We start from the raw sequence: 21,827 nt of genomic DNA on the forward strand, positions 1-21,827 counted from the left end.
ATGGCGAATGACTATCAGTTGTGCCGGTTTTTCGTCGGATTTGCAATGGAATTTCAGCGTTTGAGAACCCTTCGCGGGCAGTGCCTGGGGGCGCTTTACGCCCCCACGCTTATCAGAACTGTTCCGCAGTCAACCCGTACAGGCTCGCGCTGCCGGCCTGGATACTGGCTTCCAGCCCCAGGCTGCGTGGCAACACGCGCTGGAAGAAGAACGCTGCACACGCCAGTTTCGCCTCATGGAAGGCCGGGTCTTGTTCGCGCTTGGCCTGCGCCACGGCGGCCATGCGCGCCCACATGTAGGCGTAGGCGGTCAGGCCGAACAGGTGCAAATACTCCACGGCCACGCTGCTGACCAGGTTGGCGTCCTGGCTTGCGCGTGCCCGCAGCCAGGCGCTGGTGGCTTCCAGACGCGCAACACTGGCTTGCAGGGCTTCGCGGTACAGTGGCGCGGCAACGCTAAAGGCGCGCACTTCGGCGGTGAAACTGGCCAGCGCCTGGCCACCGTCTGCCAGCACCTTGCGCCCGAGCAGGTCGAGGGCCTGGATGCCGTTGGTGCCCTCATAAATCTGTGCGATACGCACGTCGCGCACGCGTTGTTCCTGGCCCCATTCGCGGATGTAGCCATGGCCGCCATACACCTGCTGGCCGAGCACGCAGCTTTCCAGGCCATTGTCGGTGAAAAACGCCTTGGCCACGGGCGTCAGCAGTGCCACCAGACGCTGGGCATGTTCGCGTTCTCCGGCGTCTTCGGCGTAGCGGGCCAGGTCCAGCTGTTGCCCCACGTACGCCGCAAAGGCCCGGCCACCCTCGGTAAGCGTGCGCATGGTCAGCAGCATGCGCCGCACATCGCCATGCTGGATGATCGGGTCGGCCACCTTGTCCTTCGCCTGCGGGCCCGTGGCGGCACGGCTTTGCAGGCGTTCGTTGGCGTAGCGTGCGGCGCTCTGGTACGACGCTTCGGCGCAGCCGATACCTTGGATGCCAATGGACAGCCGCTCGTAGTTCATCATGGTGAACATGGCCGCCAGACCCTTGTTCGCATCGCCGACCAGGTGGCCGATGGCGCCATCGAAGTTCATCACGCAGGTGGCCGAGGCCTTGATGCCCATCTTGTGCTCGATCGACCCGCACTGCACGGCGTTGCGTTCGCCCAGGCTGCCATCGGCATTGACGTGGTACTTGGGCACCAGGAATAGCGAGATGCCTTTAGCCCCCGCCGGTGCATCCGGCAACTTGGCCAACACCAGGTGGACGATGTTTTCGGTCAGGTCCTGCTCGCCGCCGGTGATGAAAATCTTGCTGCCACTGATGCGGTAGCTGCCATCGGCCTGGGGTTCTGCGCGGGTGCGGATCAACCCTAGGTCAGTGCCGGCGTGGGGTTCGGTCAGGCACATGGTGCCGGCCCAACGGCCTTCATAGAGCGGCGGCAGGTAGCTGGCCTTGAGTGTTTCGCTCGCGTGGGCATCGATTGCCAGGCAACTGCCGGCACTCAAGGCCGAATACAGGCTGAAACTGCAGTCGGCGGCGTAGAGCATTTCTTCGAACAGCACGCCCAGCATCTTCGGCATGCCCATGCCGCCATGCTCGGGGTTGCCGCCCAGGCCAACCCAGCCACCCTCCCGGTAGGTGTGCCAGGCGTCGCGGAAGCCATCCGGGGTGGTGACCTGGCCGGCTTCGAAATGCACACCCTGCTCGTCACCGTTGCGGCTGAGCGGGGCGATCAGCTGGCTGGTGACCTTGGCCGCTTCTTCGAGGATGGCATCGGCTGTGTCGGCGTCGATGCGCTCGGCCAGGGCGGGCAGGCGTGCCCACAGGGCAGGGCCCTGCAACACATCGTGGAGGATGAAGCGCATGTCGCGCAGTGGGGCGGTGTAGTGGGGCATCGTCGGCTCGAAGAAGTGAGTTATAGGTTGTCTGGCCGGGCCTCTTCGCGGGTAAACCCGCTCCCACCGGTTTAATGCAGTTCCCAAGAACGGCGCTGTTCTTGTGGGAGCGGGTTTACCCGCGAAGAGGCAGTTACAGCCTTAAAGGGCTTTGGCGCGGTCGCGCAGGACGTACTTCTGGACCTTGCCGGTGGAGGTCTTGGGCAGCTCGCCAAAAATCACGGTCTTCGGCACTTTGAACCCTGCCAGGTGCTCACGGCACCAGTGGGTGATGTCGGCTTCGCGGGTGTCTTCCCGGCCAGGCTTGAGTGCCACGAAGGCGCAGGGCGTTTCGCCCCATTTGTCGTCGGGGCGCGCCACCACGGCGGCTTCCAGCACCGCTGGGTGTTTGTAGAGGGCGTCTTCGACTTCGATGGTGGAGATGTTTTCGCCACCGGAAATGATGATGTCCTTGAGCCGGTCCTTGATCTCGACATAGCCATCGGCATGCCAGACTGCCAGGTCGCCAGTGTGGAACCAGCCGCCGCGGAAGGCCTCGGCCGTGGCCTCAGGGTTTTTCAGGTAACCCTTCATCACCGTGTTGCCGCGCATGAAGATCTCGCCCAGGGTGTTGCCGTCGCGCGGCACCGGGGCGAGGGTTTGCGGGTCGGCGACCATGAGGCCGTCGAGCGTCGGGTAGCGCACGCCCTGGCGGGACTTGATGCGCGCGCGCGCTTCCAGCGGCAGCGCGTCCCATTCCTCATGCCAGGCGCAGACCGTTACCGGGCCGTACACCTCGGTCAGGCCGTAGGTGTGGGTCACCTGGATGCCCATTTCTTCCACCGCGCCAATCACCTTGGCGGGTGGCGCGGCGCCTGCGACCATGGCCTGCACCGGGTGCTCAATGGCAGCTTTGGCGGCCTCAGGCATGTTGACCAGGGCGTTGAGCACGATGGGCGCGCCGCACAGGTGGGTGACCCGGTGTTCGCGGATCAGGGTTAGGATCTTTTGCGGGTCGACCCGGCGCAGGAACACGTGGGTCCCGGCCAAGGCGGTGATGGTCCAGGGGTAGCACCAGCCGTTGCAGTGGAACATGGGCAGGGTCCACAGGTACACCGGGCGGTGGCCCATGGCCCAAGTCATCTGGTTGCCCAGCGCGTTGAGGTAGGCACCGCGATGGTGGTAGACCACGCCCTTGGGGTTGCCGGTGGTGCCGGAGGTGTAGTTGAGCGAAATGGCCTGCCATTCGTCATCGGGCCATTCCCAGGCAAATTCCGGGTCGCCCTCGGCCAGCAGGGCTTCGTAGTCAAGCGCGCTGACCGCGCGGCCTTCGCCGTACTCCGGGTCATCGACGTCGACCACCAGGGGCGGGTGTTCGAGCAAGGCCAGGGCGGCTTCGATGACCGTGTGGAACTCGCGATCGGTGATCAGCACCTTGGCCTCGCCGTGTTGCAGCATGAAGGCGATGGCTTCGGCGTCCAGGCGAACGTTGAGGGTGTTGAGCACCGCACCGGTCATGGGCACGCCGAAGTGCGCTTCGAGCATGGCCGGGGTGTTTGGCAGCATCACCGCGACCGTGTCGCCACGGCCGATGCCGCGCCCCACCAGGGCACTGGCCAGGCGCCGGCAGCGTTGGTAGGTTTCCTGCCAGTTGCGGCGGATGGCGCCATGGATGACAGCCGGGTAGTTACCGTACACCGCAGCGGTGCGTTCGATGAAGCTCAATGGGGTGAGGGCGACATGGTTGACGGCAGCGGGCATCAGGCCCTGGGCATAGATCGACATGCGGTAATCCTGTAGGGGAGGCAAGCGCAGCCTGTGCGCGTGACCCCCGGTGGCTGATTGTTAGCTCTGTTCAGGGTGTGGAAAAGCGTACGGTTGGCCGCTTTCCCCTGTCGCAGTTTTACGCGAGTCGCTATGGTAGATGGAATATCGACTATAGCAATATAGTAAAACTACTATAACAACGAGTTGCACGCCGTGGACAAGACCCTGTCTCCCTTGCTCGCCAAAGACCCACAGCCCAGCCTGTTGCTGGCCGCCGATGCCAGGCCGCTGGCCACCAACCCGGCCTTGCAGGCCTTGCTGCAGGAAGGCCCGCCGCTGGCGGCCTGGCTACCGGCCAACTGCGCCGCGCTGGTGCGGGCCTGCCTGCGGCAGCACCGGGCAATTGCCGACGTGGAAGTACAGGTTGGCGAGCGCATCGTGCTGTGGACCTTTATCCCTGACGACCAGGGCCAGCAGGTACTTGGCCGCTGCCGTGACGCCAGCACCGAACGCCAGGGTGCACGCGAAGCCAGCCGCGCCCGGCGCCTGTACCGCTTGATCATCGAGAACACCACGGACCTGATCTCCCGGCACAGCCCTGACGGGCGCTTCCTCGACGCCTCGCCGGCGGCTTTCCGCCTGTTGGGCCGATGGCCCGAGCAACTGCGGGGCATGGCCGTGCGGACCTTGCTGCACCCGCGTGAACGCCGCCAGGTGCTGGCCCAGGCTGCTGCTGCCCTGGACCAGGACGGCTACCACACCATGACCTGCCGGGTGCGCCAGGCGGCGGGCGGCTACCGCTGGTTCGAGATCGCCAGCCGCGCTATCCGCGAGACCTACACCGGGGCAGTGGTGGAAATCGTCAGTGTCTCCCGGGATATCACCCTGCGCATCGAGGCCCAGGAGAGCCTGGCCCACAGCGCGCGGCTGGCCACTTTGGGCGAGCTGGCCTCGGGCATCGCCCACGAGATCAATCAGCCGTTGGCGGCGGTGGTCAACTATGCCAACGCCAGCCAGCGTTACCTGCAAGGCGTGGAGCGCGACCCGCAGGCGCGTGAGCGGGTCGGCCAGGGGCTGCAGCGCATCACCGAGCAGGCTACCCACGCCGCGCAGGTGATCCGCCGGCTACGTGTGTTCCTGCGTAAAGGGCCCCGCCGGCTGCAAGCGCTCGACATGCTCGATGTGGCCAATGAAGCCATGCGCCTGTGTGCCTGGGAGGCGGCGCGTGACCAGGTCAGCATCGAACTGCGCATGAGCGCGCAATTGCCGGCGGTGTATGCCGACCGGGTGTTGCTGGAGCAGGTGCTGCTGAACCTGCTGCGCAATGCCATCGATGCCAATCGCGAACAGCAGGGCGAACGGCCCTCACGTATCCTGCTGGGCGCCGTGCGCGAAGGCGACGGCGTGTTGGTCGAGGTGACGGACCAAGGGCCGGGCGTGGCGGCCGAGCGCCTGGATGAAATCTTTACCCCGTTCACCACCAGCAAGGCTGATGGCCTAGGGCTGGGCCTGAGCATGAGCCGCAGCCTCATCGAAGGCTTTGGTGGCAGCTTATGGGCACGTGCGGGCGCGAACGGTGGGTTGGTGTTGTGCTGCCGCTTGGCAGTGAGCAGGGAATAACGGGAGGTCAGGGTGCAAGCGAAGGTGTATGTGGTCGACGACGACCAGGGCATGCGTGATTCCACAGTCTGGCTGCTGCAGTCGGTGGGGCTCGAGGCCCTGTCGTTTGCCGGTGGGCAGGCGTTTCTGGACGCGTGCATCGATGACGGGCCGGCCTGTGTGCTGTTGGATGTGCGCATGCCTGGGCTGGGCGGGCTGGCGGTGCAGCAGTTGATGAAGGACCGGGGCCTGGACCTGCCGGTGATCTTTGTCAGTGGCCATGCCGACGTGCCGATCGTGGTTAGGGCGTTCAAGGCGGGTGCCTGCGATTTCATCGAGAAACCCTACAGCGACCAGTTGCTGCTCGACAGTGTGCAGGCGGCATTGGAGCGGGCAGGGCGCGCGCGTCAGGGCGACCAGGCGTTGGCCCAGGTTCAGGCGCGGGTCGATGGCCTGACGCCACGGGAGCGCGATGTGTTCGTGCCGTTGGCTCAGGGCTTGAACAACCGCGAGATCGCCGAGCGCCTCGGGGTTAGCGTGAAGACCGTTGACCTGTACCGGGGGCGGGTGATGAAACGGCTGCAAGCAGGAAGCCTGGCGGAACTGGTAGGCATGGCGATCGCTTGCGGCGCTGTGCCAGCGTTGAGGTAGGGGCGGCCCACAAAGGTCCGGGCTATGCAAATTCATGAAATTTTGCATAGCACCCTAATCAAGGCTTTGACATTCACTGCCTAGGCAGTAATATTTTTAAACAATTACCCGGGCAGACTCCATGGCGCATTTCTCTCCAGAAAACTTCCAGACCTGTGCCATCGGCATGCTGCTGGGCCGCGCGGCGATCCTCAAGGACCGCATTCTCGACTGGCACCTCGAATCAGAGGGCGTCACCGCCGCGCAGTTCAAGGTGTTGATCATCGTCACCCAGTACCAGGTGGACACCCCGGCCGAGCTGTGCCGCTACCTGGGCCTGGACAGCGGTTCGATGACCCGCATGCTCGACCGCCTCGAGCAGAAGGGCCTGATCCTGCGCAACCGCTGCGCCGACGACCGACGCCAGGTTCGCCTGGCCTTGACCGCCGATGGCCAGCGCCTGGCGGACCGGCTGCCAGAAATCGGTGCGGCAGCGATGAACGAATTGTGCGGCGCACTGCAACCCGAAGAGCTCAAGACGCTCGAGCGCTTGTTGGCCAAGGTGCTGCTCAGCGCTGGCGACCCTTTGACGATCCGCCGCTTTGGCGATCGTTGACCCCTGTTACGCATTATCCAAGGTATTGTCATGGCCACTTCCACAGACACCCCAACCCCTGCCGACGCGCCCGCGCCGTCGCGCAAACGCAAGGCCTGGCTGCTTGGCCTGCTTCTGCTGCTGATCCTCGGCGGTGTCGGCGCCTGGGCCTGGTATTCCCTGGTCGGGCGCTGGCACGAAAGCACCGATGACGCCTACGTCAATGGCAACGTGGTGGAGATCACCCCGCTGGTGACCGGCACCGTCACCAGCATTGGTGCCGATGACGGCGACCTGGTTCACGCCGGCCAAGTGCTGCTGCAGTTCGACCCGTCCGACAGCGAGGTGGCGCTGCAGTCCGCCGAAGCCAAGCTGGCGCGCACGGTGCGCCAGGTGCGCGGCTTGTACAGTAATGTCGATGGGCTCAAGGCCCAGTTGCAGACGCGCCAGGCCGAATTGCAAAAGGCCCAGGACAACTACAACCGGCGCAAGGTGCTGGCCGACAGCGGTGCGATTGCGGCAGAAGAAATCTCCCACGCCCGTGACGACCTGAGTGTGGCCCAGAGCGCCCTGGCCAGTGCCCGTCAGCAGCTCAACACCAGCACCGCGCTGGTCGACGACACCGTGGTTTCCTCGCACCCCGAAGTCATGGCAGCCGCTGCCGACCTGCGCCAGGCTTACCTCGACAACGCCCGCACCACCCTGGTGGCGCCGGTGACCGGGTATGTCGCCAAGCGCACCGTGCAACTGGGCCAGCGCCTGCAGCCGGGCACCGCGACGATGGCGGTGATCCCCCTGGACCAGGTGTGGATCGATGCCAACTTCAAAGAAACCCAGCTGCGCGACATGCGTATCGGCCAGCCGGTGGAAATCAGCGCCGACCTGTACGGCAGCGCGGTCAAGTACAGCGGCACGGTCGACAGCCTCGGTGCCGGCACTGGCAGCGCGTTCGCTCTGCTGCCGGCGCAAAATGCCACCGGCAACTGGATCAAGATCGTGCAGCGGGTGCCGGTGCGTATTCACCTAAGCCCGGACCAGCTCAAGGACCATCCGCTGCGTATCGGCCTGTCGACGCTGGTGGAGGTCGACTTGCACGACCAGAGTGGCCCGACCCTGGCCCAGCAACCGCCGCAGCAGGCCAGCTACACCACCCAGGTGTACGACCGCCAACTGGTCGATGCCGATAACCTGATCGCCCGGCTGATTCACGAGAACAGCGCATCCGGCAAGACGGCGCAGCGATGAGCAACCAGGCTGCCGCCCAGTTCACGCCGCCGAGCCTGTTGCTGACCACCATCGGCCTGTCGCTGGCAACGTTCATGCAAGTGCTCGACACCACCATCGCCAACGTGGCCTTGCCGACCATTTCCGGCAACCTGGGGGTGAGCTATGAGCAGGGCACCTGGGTGATCACCTCGTTCGCCGTGAGCAACGCCATCGCCTTGCCGCTGACAGGCTGGCTGAGCCGGCGCTTTGGCGAGGTGAAGCTGTTCATCTGGGCCACGTTGTTGTTCGTACTGGCATCGTTCTTGTGCGGCATCGCCCAGTCGATGCCGGAGCTGGTGGGCTTTCGTGTGTTGCAGGGCGTGGTGGCGGGGCCGTTGTACCCGATGACCCAGACCTTGCTGATTGCGGTGTATCCGCCAGCGAAACGGGGGATGGCCCTGGCGCTGTTGGCGATGGTCACGGTGGTAGCGCCGATTGCCGGGCCGATACTGGGGGGCTGGATCACCGACAGTTACAGCTGGCCGTGGATCTTCTTCATCAACGTGCCGATCGGCCTGTTTGCCGCCGCTGTTGTACGCCAACAGATGCGCTCGCGGCCGGTGGTGACCAGCCGCCAGCCGATGGACTACATCGGGCTTTTGACGCTGATCGTGGGGGTGGGGGCGTTGCAGGTGGTGCTCGACAAGGGCAATGACCTGGACTGGTTCGAGTCGTCGTTCATCATCATGGGCAGCTTGATCTCGGTGGTGTTCCTGGCGGTGTTCGTGATCTGGGAGCTGACCGATCGGCATCCGGTGGTCAACCTGCGGCTGTTCGTGCACCGCAACTTCCGGGTCGGCACCATCGTGTTGGTCGGGGGCTATGCGGGGTTCTTCGGTATCAACCTGATCTTGCCGCAGTGGTTGCAGACGCAGATGGGTTATACGGCGACATGGGCGGGGCTGGCGGTGGCGCCCATCGGGCTGTTGCCGGTGATCATGTCGCCCTTTGTCGGCAAGTACGCGCACCGATTCGACTTGCGGCTGCTGGCGGGGTTGGCGTTTCTGGCAATTGGCACGAGCTGCTTCATGCGGGCTGGGTTTACCAGTGAGGTGGACTTCCAGCATGTGGCGTTGGTGCAGTTGTTCATGGGGATTGGCGTGGCGCTGTTCTTCATGCCGACGTTGAGCATTTTGCTGTCGGACTTGCCACCGCATCAGATTGCCGATGGCTCGGGGCTGGCGACCTTTCTGCGTACGCTGGGGGGGAGTTTTGCGGCGTCGCTGACGACGTGGATCTGGATACGGCGGGCGGATCAGCATCATGCGTATCTGAGTGAGAATATCAGCCAGTTTGATCCGGCGACGCGGCATACGCTGGAGCAGCTTGGGGGGGCCAGCGTGCAGAACTATGCGCGGTTGGAGCAGATCGTGAATGCGCAGGCTTACATGATGTCTACGGTGGACTATTTCATGATGATGACTTGGGTGTTTGCGGGGTTGATTTTGTTGGTTTGGTTTGCGCGGCCGCCGTTTACGGCTAAGGCTGGGCCTTCTGCGGGGCATTGATGGGATAGTAGTTGTTGGTGTTGTTGGTGTTGAAGGTGTGGCAGGGGCCAGTTGCCAAGGCGACGCTTAGTCACCTTTCCGCCCTTACGGCGGGTCACTTTTTGGCAAACGCCCCAAAAAGTAACCAAAAAGGGCTGCGCTCCATCATCCGGCCCCTACGCTGCGCTTCGGGGTCCCCTCGCTACGGCCTTGCTCCCGGGAGGACCGCGCTGCAGGGCCCATCCTGGGCCCCAGCGCTTGACGGGCATCCTTGCCCGTCACCTCCCTCCGCAAGGCCTGCGCTCGGCCTCCTGAGTCGCTGAAGGTCAAAAGCCAGATCAAGATCAAGATCAAGAGCTGGATCAAGAGCTGGATCAAGGGCCGGATCAAGAGCTGGGGCAACATCGTGTGCGATTGTGCGCTTTGAGAAGGGGTGGCATTCCCATGCGTTGGCATTTGTCCTATTGTCGAAAGCCTACTTTCAACAGCATTGGCAGGCCCATGGAGAACGTCATCGTCATTACTGGCGCCAGCCGAGGTATCGGCGCGGCGACAGCCCTGCTGGCCGCTCGGCAGGGGTATCGTATCTGCATCAATTACCACGCGGATGACCAGGCTGCCGAGCGCGTCCTTGGGCAGGTTCGCGCGCTTGGCGCCGAAGCGATTGCGGTGCGGGCCGATGTCAGTGTCGAGGATGAAATCATTCAGCTGTTCCAGCGTGTCGATGAGGCGCTTGGCCCGGTGACTGCGCTGGTCAACAACGCGGGCACCATCGGCCAGCAGAGCCGTGTCGAGGAGATGTCCGAGTTTCGCTTGCTCAAGATGATGAAGACCAATGTCGTTGGGCCCATGCTTTGCGCCAAACATGCGCTGTTGCGCATGGCGCGTCGGCATGGCGGGCAGGGTGGGGCGATCGTCAACGTTTCTTCAGTGGCTGCGCGCCTGGGGTCGCCCAACGAATACGTCGACTACGCCGCTTCCAAGGGCGCGTTGGATACCTTTACCCTTGGCTTGGCCAAGGAAGTGGCAGGCGAGGGCGTGCGGGTCAATGGCGTGCGCCCAGGCTATATACACACCGGCTTCCATGCGCTTTCCGGTGACCCGGACCGGGTCGCCAAGCTCGAACCCGGTTTGCCCATGGGCCGCGGCGGCCGGCCGGAAGAAGTTGCCGAGGCCATTGTCTGGTTGCTCTCGGACAAGGCCTCGTATTCCACCGGCAGCTTCGTCGATTTGGGCGGCGGGCGCTGAGGCGCCTTATCCTTCCAGTAACTGGCCGACCTGCTCGGCCAGCGCCTCGAGGCTGAAGGGCTTGGTCAGCACGCGCATATCGGTTTCCAGGTTGCCGTTAGCCAGCGCTGCACTCTCGTCGTAGCCCGTGACGAAAAGCACCTTGAGCCCGGTGTAACGCCCGCGCAACGTGTCGGCCAACTGGCGCCCGTTGATCCCGCCCGGCAAGCCCACGTCGCTGATCAGCAGGTCGGGCGCGGGTTGCTCTGCCAAGCCTGCAAGCGCTTGGGGGCCATCTTCGAACATCATCACGTCGTGGCCCAGGTCATGCAGCACTTCAGCAATCACCAGGCGCATGGCGCTGACATCCTCGACCACGGCGATTCGCTTTGTCGCGCCTGTATTGGAGCGCGGTGCCGGTACAGCGGGTTTGAGTACGGCAGGGGCAGGCTGCGCGTGGTGTCGCGGCAGCAGCAAGCGCACCGTGGTGCCCTGGCCCTGGGACGATGCAATATGCAGTTGCCCACCGGACTGGCGCACAAAACCGAAGACCATCGACAACCCCAGGCCCGTGCCGCGGCCGAGCGGTTTGGTGGTGAAGAACGGGTCCACGGCGCGGGTCAGGGTGTCATCCGTCATGCCGCTGCCGTTGTCTTCAACGCTGAGGCAGAGGTAGTCGCCAGGCGTCAGCTCAAGCTCCGCAGCCTGCTCGCTGGTCAACGAGACATTGCACAGGGCGATACGGACCCTACCCCCGTCGGGCAGAGCATCGCGTGCATTGATGCATAAATTGAGCAGGCTGCTCTCAAGTTGAGGAGGGTCGATATGCACCGTCCAGCAAGCGTCGCTGCATTGGTAGTCGAGTTCGATGTGGGGGCCGGTGCTGCGGCTGATCAGGTCCAGCATGCCGGTGACCAGCACTGCGACGTCGGTGGCGCGTGGCTGCAAGGTCTGTTGACGGGAGAACGCGAGTAATCGATGAACAAGCGCCGCAGCCCGCTGTGCCGCACTATGGGCACTTTCCAGCAAAGGGGTGATGGTTGCCTTGGGCTGGTCGATGGCCACCCTGTCCCTGGCCAGCTCCAATGCACCGAGTATACCGCCGAGCAGGTTGTTGAAGTCGTGCGCAACGCCCCCTGTCAGCTGACCTACAGCCTCGACTTTCTGCGCTTGGCGCAAAGCCTCTTCGGCCTTCTGGCTCTGCGCCACGGCTTGTTCGACACGCTGCTCAAGCTCTGCGTTGAGGTCTTGAAGGGCACTCTCAGCGCGCTTGCGCGCTGTCACATCACGAAAGATCACCGCCACCTGATGGTTGTGGGCCGGTTCGATACGGATTGCCGCTAGGCCAAGGCAGCGGCCGGTGGCAAGCAACTCATGCTCGAAGTACAGCGGATTGCCAGTCCGCTCCACGGTGCCGAAGTAGTCCAGCCAGACATGGGCCTCGTCGGGTATCACTTCCCGCAGGGTCCGGCCCACGACATTGGGCAGCCCGGCATGCCTGCAGTAAGCCGGGTTGGCCATCAGGTGTACATAATCGCTCAACGGCCCAAGCGGTCCATCGATGAACTGGATGATGCAGAAGCCTTCTTCCATGTTCTCGAACAGAAAGCGGTAGCCTTCCGACGCCTGCGCGCGTGCGTTCAAGCGCAACAGTTCGCTGTTCAACTGGCTGTTTTGCTGTTCGAGCAGATCGATCTGCTGGCGTAAAACCTCCAGCTCATCGGTTGTAATCAAGCAAACACCGGGCATTCATTTCGCTCCATCGATAAACCACGGGCCGCTAATGCATCAGCAGCTGTGCGACCCTTTCCACGAGTGCCGCCAGGTCAAAGGGTTTGGTCAATACACTGGATGCTTCCAGGGGTTGGCCGTGGCTGAGTACAGCGCTTTCATCGTAACCGGTGATGAACAGCACTTTTATATGCGGATGCCGTACGCGGCATCGGTCGGCGACCTGACGACCGTTCAGGCCCCCGGGCAGGCCGATATCGCTGATCAGCAGGTGCGGCGGCGGGCAGCGCTCGAGGTACGCCAGCGCGCTTGGGCCGTCGGCGAATGCCTGGACGTCATGGCCGAGCTCTTCGAATACTTCGCGGATGACCAGGCGCAGGGGCTCCTGGTCTTCTACCAGCACGATTTGCCCAGCCTGCACGGTGTTGCAACTTGCCGGGAGTTGAGCCGGGGTTTCGAAGCTGTTCATCGCTTGCCAAGCAAGGTGGCGGGGCAGATACAGTTCGACCAGCGTGCCTTCATCGGGTTTGGACAGGATGCGCATCTGCCCCCCAGACTGGCGCACGAAGCCGTAGACCATGGAAAGCCCAAGGCCAGTGCCCTGGCCCATTGGCTTGGTGGTGAAGAACGGATCCACGGCGCGCGCCGCGACCTCTGCCGACATGCCTCGCCCGTTGTCCTTGACCCCAAGGCGCAGATAATCGCCTGCAGCCAGGTCGAGCCCTTGGGCACGCTGCAAGTCAAGGGTCAGGTTGTCGCCGCTGAGGGTAATTGCCCCACCTTCAGGCAGTGCGTCTCGGGCGTTGATGCACAAGTTGAGCAGGGCGTTTTCCAGCTGTGGCGGGTCGATGAACGTTGGCCACAGGTGCTGCGGGAAGTGGCTGTGCAACTGGATGGACGGACCGATGCTGCCACGGACCAGCTGCTCCATGCCATTGACCAAGCGGGTGACATCGGTGGGCTGGGGTTGCAGCGTCTGCTGGCGCGAGAACGCCAGCAGGCGGTGCACCACAGCGGCGGCACGCTGCGCCGCGCCACTGGCAACGTCCAGCAAGCTGCCGAGTTGGTCGTGACGCGCCTGTTGCAAGCGTTGCTGCATCAATTCCTGGGCCGCCAGAATGCTACCCAGCAGGTTATTGAAGTCATGGGCGATGCCGCCACTCAGGTGCCCCACGGCCTCCATTTTCTGTGCATGCCGCAGTGCCTCTTCAGCGTTGAGCAGGCGCTGCTGGGCGGCGACGCGTTCGCTGATGTCATACGCGAACAAGTAGGCACCAAGAATCGCGCCATCAGGGTCGCGAAGGCAGTTGAAGCGCAGCTCGTAATGCCGTTGTGCAGCCCCCTTGCCGAAACGCTGGGTTATCGTGAACTGCTCGCCCGCCAGTGCACGCTGCCACATCGGCATGATCACGTTCAGGTCGGTGAGGTTATCGCCCATCAGCGCGGGCACAGAGTCGCCCACTTCCGGGGTGGCGCCATACAAGTAATGAAATTCCAGCTTGGCCTGCCGGTTGATCGCCAGCCAGCGCAAGTTGCTGTCGATCATGTGCACGTTGGCCAGGCTGTGCTCGACCAGCTCGGCAAACAGCTGACGTTCCGCCAGCGCGGCACTGACTCGCTGCTCCAGCTCTTCGTTCAACCGCTGCAGGGCCAGCTCTGCACGACGCCGTTCGGTGACATCCTTGAACAGCACCGCCACCTGGCGCCGCTCAGCGGGTTCGACGCGAAAGGTGGTGACGGACAGGACATGGCCAGTGGCAACCAACTCCTGTTCGAAGTGCAGCGGCTCGCCGGTGCGCAGCACTTCGCCGTAGCGGGCTACCCAAACGTCGGCCTCGTCGGGGACCATCTCGCGCAGTTTTTGCCCGACCACGTTGGGGATGCCGGCATGTTTCGCATACGCTGCATTGGCTACGACATGCACGTAGTCACTCAAGGGGCCATGTGGCCCATCGAAGAACTCAATGATGCAGAACCCTTCGTCCATGGTGTCGAACAAGGAGCGATAGAGAATCTGATCGTGTTCCTGGTAGCTCGCCAACTGCGACTTCAGCAGTGCGTTACGGCGCTCCAGGTCTTCGACGTGTTGGCGCAGGGAAAGCAGGTCGCGGGAAGGCATGCCGACGTCCGACGAAATTAAAGGCCCAAACTCTAACGTGTTCGCCCCAAGGGCGAAAACACCCTTAACGCAAATGCGCAGCCACGCCCAGCAAGCGATCGATGCGCTCACCCAGTGCCTTGAGCTCGAAGGGCTTGGACAGCACCTCGGTGCGCTCTGCAGGCCAGCCTCGGGCCATGCTGCTGGCAATGTCGTAGCCGGTGATCAGTATCACCGGGGCTTCGGTGGCAAGGCCCCGGTAGGCCTCTGCGAGCTGGTTGCCGTCGATGCCGCCGGGCAGGCCGACATCGGTGATCAACAAGTCAGGCAATGGGCCGTGCTGCAACGCCGCGTGTGCGCTGCGGCCATCCTCGAAAATCTGGACCTCGTGGCCCAGCTCTTTCAGCACTTCGCCGAGTACCAGGCGCAGGGTCGCTTGGTCTTCTACCAGCATGATCCGGTGTGGCCTGTGAAGCGGCCTGGCGTCAGCATGTTCAGGTGCAGTGCAAGGATGCTCGTGGGTGGTGCTTTCGTCCCGGGGCAAATACAGGTGGAGGCTGGTGCCTTGCCCAGGCGTGCTGTCGATGCGTAATTGCCCGCCAGACTGGCGCACGAAGCCATAGACCATCGACAGCCCCAGGCCAGTACCCTGGCCCATGGGTTTGGTTGTGAAGAACGGGTCGAGGGCACGCTGCATCACGTCCTTGCTCATGCCCATGCCAGTGTCGTCCACCCGTATGTGCAAAAATTGCCCTGGCGGCACGTCCAGGCGGCGGGCCTGCTCGTCGTCGAGCTCGGCATTCTCACAGCCAATGCGCAGGGTGCCGCCCAGGGGCATGGCATCGCGGGCGTTGATGCACAGGTTCAGCAGGGCGTTTTCCAGCTGTTGAGGGTCGATGCGGATCGACCACTGGCCGGCCAGTGTCCGGTCCTGCAAGTCGATGTGCGAATCGATCGAACTGCGGATCAGGTCGTGCATGCCGGCCACCAACCGCTGTACATCGACCGGTTGCGGCAGCAGTGTTTGCTGGCGCGAAAAAGCCAACAGACGCTGCACCAGCGAGGCTGCGCGCAGCGCGTTATCTTTGCCGATTTCGAGCAGCCTGGCGGTGTCCAGCACGCGATGCTGACTCAGGCGTTGCCCGGCCAGCTCCAGTGCGCCGAGGATGCTGCCAAGCAGGTTGTTGAAGTCATGGGCAATGCCACCGGTCAATTGGCCGACGGCTTCCATTTTCTGTGATTGGCGCAGTGCTTCTTCGGTCTGGTGCAAGCGTTCCTGTTCGGCAATGCGCTCGGTAATGTCGTAGGCGAACATATAGCCGCCCTGGATGCGCTGCTGCGCGTCGAGCAGCGGGTGATAGCGGATTTCATAGTGGCGCAGGGCGTCAGGTGGCCCGAGGGCGATGGTATCGATAAACGCTTCGCCGGCCAGTAGGCGCGGCCACACCGGGGCCAAGCGGCCCATGATGTCCGGTTGGTTGGCGAGAAACTGCGGGATGTAATCGCCGATCTGCGGCACAAAACCGCGCCACCGCTGGAAGGTTTCGCGGGCTGTGCGATTGATCGCCAGCAGGCGCATTTTGCGGTCGGCTGCAAACACGTTGGCCAAGCTGTTATCGACCAGTTCGCCGAGCAGATTGTTGTTTGCCTGCGCAATGTCACCGCGCTGGCCCAGCAGGGTTTCCAGCTCTGCGACACGCGCCTGCAGTTGCTCGTAGGAAGCTTGCGTGACTGGCTGCATGGTGGCGAACCGGTGAGCGGATCGGGCAACTATAGTCGCGACGCAGGCTGACAGCTATCAAAACGAACGAATGATTCGCCCCAGGGTTTCCATGGCCTTTTCGGCGCCGTCATGCCAGGGGCTGCCGTAGTTCAGGCGGATGCAATTACCGAAGCGACGGGTCGGTGAAAAGATGGGGCCGGGGGCGATGCTGATGCCCTGGGCCAAGGCCATGTGGAACAGCTTGAGCGCATCCATCTGCTCTGGCAGTTCAAGCCACAGGAAGTAGCCCCCAGACGGTTGGCTGACCCGCGTCTGCGCCGGGAAGTGGCGGGAGATGGCGGCGAGCATGTTGGCTTGCTGGCCTTCCAGCGCGTAGCGCAGTTTGCGCAAGTGGCGGTCATAGCCGCCGTGTTGCAGGTAGTCGGCAATGGCCGCCTGGGCCGGCATCGATGCGCACAGCGAGGTCATCAACTTGAGGCGCTCGATCTTCTGCGCGAAACGCCCGGCGGCCACCCAGCCGATGCGGTAGCCGGGCGCCAGGCTCTTGGCGAACGAACCGCAGTGCATCACCAGGCCTTGAGTGTCGAAGGCTTTGGCGGGCTTGGGTGCCTGTTGCGCGTAATACAGTTCGGCGTAGACGTCGTCTTCGATCAGCGGCACCTGGTGGCGTGCCAGCAACTCGACCAGCGCCTGCTTCTTGGCCTCCGGCATGCTGGCGCCTACCGGGTTCTGGAAGTTGGTCATGCACCATACGGCCTTGACCGGGTGCTTCTCCAGGGTCTGCGCCAGTACGCTCAGGTCCATGCCTTCGCGCGGGTGAACGGGAATTTCCACGGCTTTGAGTTTGAGCCGCTCCAGCACTTGCAGGCAGGCATAGAAGGCCGGTGCTTCAATCGCCACCAGATCGCCGGGTTCGGTCACGGCCTGCAGGCACAGGTTCAGGGCTTCCAGCGCGCCGTTGGTGATCAGCAGTTCTTCCATCGGCAGCATCAGCCCGCCGACCATGTAGCGCAGGGCAATCTGCCGGCGCAGTTGGGGGTTGCCGGGCGACAGGTCGGTGACCACCATGCGCGGGTCCATCGCGCGGCTGGCACTGGCCAGCGAGCGCGACAGGCGCTGCAATGGGAATAGTTCGGGGCTCGGGAAGGCCGAGCCGAACGGCACCGTGTTGGGGTCCTTTATCGAGTCGAGGATGGAGAACACCAGCGCGCTGACGTCGACATCGGTGGACTCGCTGACCGGCTGTAAGGCCTGTGGTTCGCAGAACTGGCGCGGTGCATGGGCGTTGACGAAGTACCCCGAACGCGGGCGCGCGCGAATCAACCCGCGCCGTTCCAGCAGGTAATAGGCCTGGAACACCGTGGATGGGCTGACCCCGTGGGTCTGGCTGGCATAGCGCACCGACGGCACCCGCTGGCCAGGGCCTAGCACACCCGAGCGGATCAGTTCGGCAATGTCATCGGCGAATCGTTCGTAGCGTTTCATTCTGGCCTTCTGTCGAAGCCTGGCAGGCAAGGTGGAAAAACAGTGTAAGGGATCAGCGGTTCATCGGTGCGACGAAGCGGCTTTGTGCCACGCTGCGCACGGCAGGTTCGTCACTGTCCTGCACTTCGAAACTCAAGGTTTGCGAACTGCTGGTCGGGCGTTCTGCAAGCATCGCCACCGAGACCGGCAGTTCGCTCATTTCGCCAGCCGGGATGATGAACTCGGTTTTGCCCTGCAGGGTGAAGCCGTCAGCGTCCAGCAGACGCAGGTGATAGCGCTGGGTGCTTTCGGTCTTGTTGATCACCTTGAGCAGGTAGATGTTCTCGATCTGGCCTTGGGCGTTCTCGCGGAACAGGCCGCGGTCCTTGATCACGTCCAGCGACACCATCGGGCGCAGTTGCAAGGCAACTACCAGCGCGCCGATCATCACCACCAGTGCCGCGGCGTAACCCAACAGGCGCGGGCGCAACCAGTGGGTGGTGCCGCCCTGCAGGCTGTGTTCAGACTTGTAACCGATCAGGCCGCGCGCATACCCCATCTTGTCCATGACCCCGTCACAGGCGTCGATGCAGGCCGCGCAGCCGATACAGGCCATTTGCAGGCCATCGCGGATGTCGATGCCGGTGGGGCAGACCTGCACGCACATCGTGCAGTCGATGCAGTCGCCCAGGCCTTGGGCGTGGGCGTCGCTGCCTTTCTTGCGCGGGCCACGGGTTTCGCCGCGGCGCGGGTCGTAGGCCACCGCCAGGGTGTCCTTGTCGAACATCACGCTTTGGAAGCGGGCATAAGGGCACATGTGCAGGCACACCGCCTCGCGCAGCAAGCCGGCATTGATGTAGGTGGCGGCGGTGAAGAACAACACCCAGAACAGCGCGACGCCACCCAACTGCAAGGTGAACAGTTCTACCGCCAGGGGCCGTATCGGGGTGAAGTAGCCGACGAAGGTCAGGCCGGTGAGCAAGCCGATGGCCAGCCACAGGCTGTGCTTGAGCGCCCGACGGGCCAGTTTTTCCAAACTCCAGGGGGCAGCGGCAAGCTTGATGCGCTGGTTGCGGTCACCTTCGCTGACCTTTTCGCACCACATGAACAACCAGGTCCAGGTACTTTGTGGGCAACTGTACCCGCACCACACGCGCCCGGCGTAGACCGTGATGGCGAACAGGCCAAAGGCGCAGATAATCAACAGCGCCGACAGCAGGATGAAGTCCTGCGGCCAGAACGTTGCGCCGAAGATATGGAACTTGCTGCTGCCCAAGTCCCAGAGCACTGCCTGGCGGCCGTTCCAGGTAAGCCAGGCGGTGCCGAAGAACAGTGCGAACAACGCCCCCGCAAAACCGATCCGCAGGTTGCGGTACAGCCCGGTGAAACTGCGGGTGTGAAGGCCGCTGTCAACGTGGCGTTTGGCGGCTGAACTTGCGGGCGCGGCGATCTCGGTAAAGGGGATTCTATCGTTCATGGCTCGGTGCTCATCAGGCCTCGATCAGGCATGAGCACTATGGCCCCCGAGCTGTTATCAGCACAGGCTCAGGTTTGGCGATAAAAACCGTATCAGATGATCAGCAAAACCACGCCAGGCCTTAGATTACCGAGCCTGGCACGCTGGTCTTCAGATGCCTGCGGCTATCCACCGCACCCGCTACGGTCAGGGCATCAGCTTCTGCTTCGGTGATCGGCACCCGTTCCCCCGCCAGCACCGCCACCGACATGCGCAGCTGTTCATCGGTGATGATTTCAATGGCAGGGCCATCGCCTTCGAGGTGCACATGGTCGCCGATGAGCGTGCAACGGCGGGTGCTTTCGTCGATTTCAACCGGCATGGGAATGTCCTCTTGGTGGCGGTTACAGCTGTGACCACTGTGCAGAGGTGGTTGCTGCATCGATCCGCTGGGCGGGATGTATCGCACTTGCCGGCGCTGCGCGAGTCAACTCTCACAGAGGCAGCCCCAGCGCATTCTGATCAGGAGCGTCACGATGAACCCTTGGTGGCATCCGATTTGGCAAACCATTCAGGCCGAGTTCGCCGACCTTGGCGACGAGCGCGAAGTCACGCAGGTGCTGGTGCGCCTGCTGATGGCGGCCGTGCTGGGTGCGGTGCTGGGTTTTGAGCGTGAGCACAAAGGCAAGTCTGCCGGCGTGCGTACCCACATGCTGGTCTCGCTGGGCGCTGCGCTGTTCGTGTTGGCGCCGAGCATGGCCGGGGCCGACGAGCAGGCGCTAAGCCGGGTGATCCAGGGCATTGTCGCCGGTATCGGTTTTCTGGGCGCGGGTACCATTCTCAAGGGCAACGGCCAGGACACCAGCCACGTGAAAGGGCTGACTACCGCAGCAGGGCTGTGGATGACCGCCGCGATCGGTACGGCCGCTGGCATGGGGCGCGAAGCCACGGCATTGATCAGCACGGTGCTGGCACTGTTGGTGCTGGGCACGATGCCTATGCTGGTGGACAAGGTCGAGAAACAGGATGAGGAGAAACAGAGCGAGGAGGAGGGCAGGAAGCACTGAGGGGAGCCGAAGCTCCCCCCAAAGCGTTGTTGCCTGCTCTTTTTATTATTGAAGACGGCCTTTTGTTGTTTTTGTCAGCCTGTCTTTGTGTCGCGGGCGACCCCCATGCGGGGTCAAGAACAAACGTATTTTTTTGAGCGCTGACCTGCTTTCATCATGACTGATCCGATGCTGACTGCCGCTACCTTGAGGTAGTTTTATTGTTCTGTGTCAGACCGCGGGGCGTACCCCTGAAAAGCGTGTCTACTCCAAAAAAATCTGCTTGCTACGCCTCTGCCGTGTTGTTCTTGTTATGTCAGAGCCGTTACCTGTTGTTTTTATTGGGTGTCACATTTTTTTTGTTCTTGTACCAAAGATATAGCATGGCCCGTGCCAACTTTTTCAAATCCTTTAAAATCAAGCACTTAGGTGTTTTGGTGAAAAACGCTCGACCTGAAATTTTGTCGATTTGTTTCCCTGTTACCCGATTTTTTGCTGCGAAACGTGGGGGAGGTAACACTCCACCCACATTCATGTGACACCCGTGTGACTAGTGCGCGCTGCGTGCGCGTGCCACTCGCGACCCGTTGGCGCGGCCCAGCACCGTGCTGATGCGTTGCCCTGCGGCGATCAGGCGGTCCAGGTCGATGCCGGTCTTGATACCCAGCCCCTGTAACAGGTACACCAAGTCTTCGGTTGCGATATTGCCGGTGGCGCCCTTGGCATAGGGGCAGCCACCCAGCCCGGCCACCGAGCTGTCGAATACATTGATACCTTCAAGCAGGCTGGCGTAGACGTTGGCCAAGGCCTGGCCATAGGTGTCGTGGAAGTGCCCGGCCAACTGCTGGCGGGGCACCTGGGCCGACACCACGTCGAACAGCCGGCGGGTATCGCCTGCAGTGCCGGTACCGATGGTGTCGCCCAGGGATACCTCGTAGCAGCCCATGTCATGCAGGGCGCGGGCGACCGGGGCGACCTGTTCGGCGCTGACCTTGCCTTCATAAGGGCAGCCCAAGACGCACGACACATAGCCACGCACGCGCACGCCGTGGCTGCGCGCTGCCTCCATGATCGGCTCGAAGCGCTTGAGGCTGTCGCTGATCGAGCAGTTGATGTTGCGCTGCGAGAACGCCTCGGATGCTGCGGCAAACACCGCCACCTCTTTCACCCCGGCAGCCAGGGCATCCTCGAAGCCGCGCAGGTTCGGCGCCAGGGCGGCATAGGTAACACCTGGCCGCTGCACGATGCCTGCGAACACCTCTGCGGAACCGGCCATCTGCGGTACCCACTTGGGCGAGACAAAGCTGCCGACTTCGATGTAGGCAAGGCCTGCTTTGGTGAGGTCGTCAACCAGGCGCACCTTGTCGGCGACGCTGATGGGCTGGGCTTCGTTCTGCAGACCGTCGCGGGGGCCTACTTCGACCAGACGGACTTCTTTAGGCAAGGGCATGGCGGGTTTCCTGTGGCGGGTCAACGGTTGTCTTTGTTGTTCAAGGTCGCGGCAAGGGCCTGCTCGCAGCGCTCCTGGGCGGTGTCGAGCTCCAGTTGCATCTGATGAATGTCGAGCATCTGCTGCTCCAACTGGGCACGTCGTTCGGCGATTTTCACCAGCATGCTGTTGAGCTGTTTCAGGTTGCCGCTGGTGGGGTCATACAGCTCGATCAGTTCACGGCATTCGGCGAGGGAAAAACCGATGCGCTTGCCGCGCAGGATGAGCTTCAGGCTGACTTTGTCACGTGCCGAGTAGATGCGTTCCAGGCCACGTCGCTCGGGGCTCAGCAAGCCCTGTTCCTCGTAGAAGCGGATGGCACGGGTGGTGATGTCCAGCTCGCGGGACAGGTCGGAGATGCTGTAGGTCTGGAGGCTCATGCGGGGGC

The 21,827-nt window shown here is 63.0% G+C and carries 17 protein-coding genes; 7 read left to right on the forward strand and 10 right to left on the reverse strand.

All coding sequences use genetic code 11. From position 1 onward, the window contains the following. Positions 1-112 precede the first annotated feature (112 nt). The gene (locus tag GIB19_RS14545) at positions 113-1,882 is read right to left on the reverse strand and encodes an acyl-CoA dehydrogenase C-terminal domain-containing protein (protein WP_265968881.1); all 1,770 of its coding nucleotides are present in this window, start codon (positions 1,880-1,882) and stop codon (positions 113-115) included. A gap of 141 nt (positions 1,883-2,023) precedes the next feature. Continuing rightward, the gene (locus tag GIB19_RS14550; RefSeq protein ID WP_274886965.1) at positions 2,024-3,646 is read right to left on the reverse strand and encodes an acyl-CoA synthetase; all 1,623 of its coding nucleotides are present in this window, start codon (positions 3,644-3,646) and stop codon (positions 2,024-2,026) included. Positions 3,647-3,841: 195 nt separating this feature from the next. Between GIB19_RS14550 and GIB19_RS14555 the strand changes: the two genes are divergently transcribed. From GIB19_RS14555 to GIB19_RS14580, 6 genes are all read left to right on the forward strand, one after another. Then, positions 3,842-5,248: a sensor histidine kinase gene (locus GIB19_RS14555; protein WP_274886966.1), complete on the forward strand. Its 1,407-nt coding sequence runs from the start codon at positions 3,842-3,844 to the stop codon at positions 5,246-5,248. Positions 5,249-5,260: 12 nt separating this feature from the next. Next, positions 5,261-5,878 (forward strand): response regulator transcription factor, encoded by a 618-nt coding sequence (locus tag GIB19_RS14560; protein WP_274886967.1) that lies wholly within the window; start codon positions 5,261-5,263, stop codon positions 5,876-5,878. 121 nt (positions 5,879-5,999) lie between these two features. After that, positions 6,000-6,473, forward strand: coding sequence for a MarR family winged helix-turn-helix transcriptional regulator (locus GIB19_RS14565; RefSeq protein ID WP_099429125.1), 474 nt, complete (start codon positions 6,000-6,002; stop codon positions 6,471-6,473). Positions 6,474-6,503: 30 nt separating this feature from the next. Beyond that, positions 6,504-7,697, forward strand: a complete 1,194-nt coding sequence (locus GIB19_RS14570; protein ID WP_099429126.1) for an HlyD family secretion protein — start codon at positions 6,504-6,506, stop codon at positions 7,695-7,697. Continuing rightward, positions 7,694-9,226, forward strand: coding sequence for a DHA2 family efflux MFS transporter permease subunit (locus tag GIB19_RS14575; RefSeq protein WP_186680211.1), 1,533 nt, complete (start codon positions 7,694-7,696; stop codon positions 9,224-9,226). The genes GIB19_RS14570 and GIB19_RS14575 overlap by 4 nt, the downstream gene beginning before the upstream one ends. Positions 9,227-9,706: 480 nt before the next feature. Continuing rightward, complete coding sequence (locus tag GIB19_RS14580; RefSeq protein ID WP_027593552.1) at positions 9,707-10,453, forward strand: SDR family oxidoreductase; 747 nt, start codon at positions 9,707-9,709, stop codon at positions 10,451-10,453. 6 nt (positions 10,454-10,459) lie between these two features. On the opposite strand, the gene GIB19_RS14585 is transcribed toward GIB19_RS14580, so the two are convergent. From GIB19_RS14585 to GIB19_RS14610, 6 genes are all read right to left on the reverse strand, one after another. Beyond that, positions 10,460-12,181 (reverse strand): ATP-binding protein, encoded by a 1,722-nt coding sequence (locus tag GIB19_RS14585; protein ID WP_446731384.1) that lies wholly within the window; start codon positions 12,179-12,181, stop codon positions 10,460-10,462. A 31-nt stretch (positions 12,182-12,212) separates the two neighbouring features. Beyond that, positions 12,213-14,282 carry a hybrid sensor histidine kinase/response regulator gene (locus GIB19_RS14590; protein WP_274886970.1) on the reverse strand — a complete coding sequence of 690 codons (2,070 nt, stop codon included), beginning with the start codon at positions 14,280-14,282 and terminating at the stop codon, positions 12,213-12,215. 64 nt (positions 14,283-14,346) lie between these two features. Beyond that, positions 14,347-16,002, reverse strand: coding sequence for a PAS domain-containing sensor histidine kinase (locus tag GIB19_RS14595; RefSeq protein ID WP_274886971.1), 1,656 nt, complete (start codon positions 16,000-16,002; stop codon positions 14,347-14,349). 57 nt (positions 16,003-16,059) lie between these two features. Next, positions 16,060-17,469 carry a GntR family transcriptional regulator MpaR gene (gene mapR / locus GIB19_RS14600; protein ID WP_027593548.1) on the reverse strand — a complete coding sequence of 470 codons (1,410 nt, stop codon included), beginning with the start codon at positions 17,467-17,469 and terminating at the stop codon, positions 16,060-16,062. Between the two features lie 52 nt (positions 17,470-17,521). Beyond that, a complete protein-coding gene (gene ccoG / locus GIB19_RS14605; protein WP_274886972.1) occupies positions 17,522-18,925 on the reverse strand; it encodes a cytochrome c oxidase accessory protein CcoG in 1,404 nt (467 codons plus the stop codon). 121 nt (positions 18,926-19,046) lie between these two features. Continuing rightward, positions 19,047-19,286, reverse strand: a complete 240-nt coding sequence (locus GIB19_RS14610; protein WP_027593546.1) for a DUF3203 family protein — start codon at positions 19,284-19,286, stop codon at positions 19,047-19,049. A gap of 154 nt (positions 19,287-19,440) precedes the next feature. Between GIB19_RS14610 and GIB19_RS14615 the strand changes: the two genes are divergently transcribed. Further along, on the forward strand, positions 19,441-19,971 hold the full coding sequence (locus tag GIB19_RS14615; RefSeq protein ID WP_238213352.1) for an MgtC/SapB family protein: 531 nt from the start codon (positions 19,441-19,443) through the stop codon (positions 19,969-19,971). Positions 19,972-20,500: 529 nt separating this feature from the next. Here GIB19_RS14615 and GIB19_RS14620 read toward each other — a convergent pair. Beyond that, positions 20,501-21,400: a hydroxymethylglutaryl-CoA lyase gene (locus GIB19_RS14620; RefSeq protein WP_274886974.1), complete on the reverse strand. Its 900-nt coding sequence runs from the start codon at positions 21,398-21,400 to the stop codon at positions 20,501-20,503. A 20-nt stretch (positions 21,401-21,420) separates the two neighbouring features. Continuing rightward, the gene (locus tag GIB19_RS14625; protein WP_027593543.1) at positions 21,421-21,819 is read right to left on the reverse strand and encodes a MerR family transcriptional regulator; all 399 of its coding nucleotides are present in this window, start codon (positions 21,817-21,819) and stop codon (positions 21,421-21,423) included. Positions 21,820-21,827 lie beyond the last annotated feature (8 nt).

This window comes from Pseudomonas sp. ITEM 17296 (assembly GCF_028895205.1).
Lineage (GTDB): Bacteria > Pseudomonadota > Gammaproteobacteria > Pseudomonadales > Pseudomonadaceae > Aquipseudomonas > Aquipseudomonas kermanshahensis.